The following is a 2505-nucleotide window of genomic DNA, read 5'->3' on the forward strand; positions in this document are numbered from 1 at the left end:
GTAACAAGCCTTTAATTAAACTAATACAAGGATGAAGAGCATGGATCGAGTAGCGTTAAGTTCATTGATGAGCAATGTCGTGGTTATAGGGCTTGATGGGAACCTGAGAAGTCTTGAAAGTGGTCAGCTACCTCAGCCTGGTGAATTAATTATTGAGGAAGTTTCTGATACATCAGAATTAATTGTACAACAGGTAACACCGCAAGGTAGTTCAATTAACGTTACTGATGATGTCACTGCGCTAATCGAGGCTATCGCTAGTGGAGAAGACCCGGCTGCGCTTGGTGAGGATTTTGAGCCAGCTGCAGGTGAGGAAAGTGGTTCTAGCCCCCAAAATACTGGTGCAATAGATCGTACTGGCGCTGAATTGTTGGCTAGTACGAATTTTGAGACCGTCGGTATTGATGGAATCGGACTATCTACAACTCAAGCACTATCTTTGTTGGATCTTTTCAGAGTAATTAATGGCCCTGTACCACCGACTATCTTAGTTCAAGAAATATCTAGTCCGACTATCAACGAAGGTGACCAAGTTGTATTCGATATTACTCTAAGTCAAACAACTGAAGACAATACTGATGTCATTCTTTCTCTCCTTGATGGAACCGCAACAGGCGGCTCAGCTGACGAGAACGGGAGTGACTACGTCAATGAGCGTGTCCTCATAACATTTTCTGATGGTACAACAGAAGAAGTTTCAGTCGGTGAAAGCGGAACCTTTACCATTTCGATCCCACCGGGTGAAAGTGACTTTACGGTCTCTATAGACTCTATTGACGACTCTGTATTTGAAGGCCCAGAAACGTTTACGCTCTCTGGCACGACAGAAGAACAAAGCACACCTGTTACTGGGACTGCCACTATTTTAGATGATGGTAGTGGACATGGCTCAAATCCTGATGATGATCGCCCAGCGGTAACGATGAGTGATGCAGGTACGGTTAATGAGGGTGAGACAGCGAACTTCAAAGTCACCTTATCGAACGCCTCCGAGTCTACAGTACAAGTCGAGCTAGGCCTCAACTTGGGCGATACCGAAGTCGGAGACTTAGGTACCTTAGAATACAACACGGGCTCCGGTTGGGTTGCGGTGCCAAACGATGGCGTGGTGACGGTGCCAGCAGGGCAAACCGAGTTTGATGTGCGCATTGCTTCCATTGATGACGCTGTTTATGAAGGCCCTGAAGATTTCAGTGTCACGGTAACTGGCATTGGCGCAGTGCAAGGTAGCGATACGGGAACGGCAACGATCGTGGATGACGGCACGGGGCCAGGCCTCGTGCCGGATGATGACCGCCCGAATGTGACTATTACGGATGCTGGCACCATCAATGAGGGTGAGGCTGCGAACTTCAAAGTGACGCTGTCGAATGCTTCCGAGTCCACTGTTCAAGTTGAACTCGGCCTCAACTTGGGCGATACCGAAGTCGGAGACTTAGGTACCTTAGAATACAACACCGGAAGCGGTTGGGTTGCGGTGCCAAACGATGGCGTGGTGACGGTGCCAGCAGGGCAAACCGAGTTTGATGTGCGCATTGCTTCCATTGATGACGCTGTTTATGAAGGCCCTGAAGATTTCAGTGTCACGGTAACTGGCATTGGGGCGGTGCAAGGCAGCGATACGGGAACGGCAACGATCGTGGATGACGGCACGGGGCCAGGCCCCGATCCGGATGATGACCGTCCGAATGTGACTATTTCAGATGCTGGCACCATTAATGAAGGTGATACGGCGAACTTTAAAGTCACCTTATCGAACGCCTCTGAAGTGGAAACGCAAGTGGAGTTGGGTCTTAATCTCGGCGATACTGAAGTCGGTGACTTAGGCACCTTAGAATACAACACCGGAAGCGGTTGGGTTGCAGTACCAAACGATGATGTAGTAACGGTGCCAGCGGGGCAAACTGAGTTTGATGTGCGTATCGCTTCCATTGATGACGCCGTTTATGAAGGCCCAGAAGATTTCAGTGTGACGGTGACTGGCATTGGCGCAGTGCAAGGCAGTGATACGGGGACAGCAACGATAGTGGATGACGGCACGGGTCCAGGCCCTGATCCGGATGATGACCGCCCGAATGTGACTATTACGGATGCTGGCACTATCAATGAGGGTGAGGCTGCGAACTTCAAAGTGACGCTGTCGAATGCTTCCGAGTCCACTGTTCAAGTCGAGCTAGGCCTCAACTTAGGCGATACCGAAGTCGGAGACTTAGGTACCTTAGAATACAACACGGGCTCCGGTTGGGTTGCGGTGCCAAACGATGGCGTGGTGACGGTGCCTGCCGGGCAGACTGAGTTTGATGTGCGTATTGCTTCTATTGATGATGAAGTCTACGAAGGTCCAGAAAACTTCGCGGTAGACGTGACCGGTCTCGGTCCTGTCCAAGGTACCGATACGGGCACCGCAACCATTGTTGATGATGGTACTGGCCCTGATCCAGATCCGGACGATGACCGCCCAACGGTATCTATCAGTGACGCTGGCACAATTAACGAAGGTGATAC

The 2505-nt window shown here is 50.4% G+C and carries 1 protein-coding gene; it reads left to right on the top strand.

From position 1 onward, the window contains the following. Positions 1 to 40 precede the first annotated feature (40 nt). Positions 41 to 2505, top strand: a 2465-nt coding sequence (locus CAG69_RS02625) for a Calx-beta domain-containing protein (RefSeq protein ID WP_272925875.1), incomplete at its 3' end; no start/stop codon positions are given.

The sequence above is a fragment of the Vibrio sp. V43_P6S15P86 genome (genome assembly GCF_009904725.1).
GTDB classification, from domain to species: domain Bacteria; phylum Pseudomonadota; class Gammaproteobacteria; order Enterobacterales; family Vibrionaceae; genus Vibrio; species Vibrio diabolicus.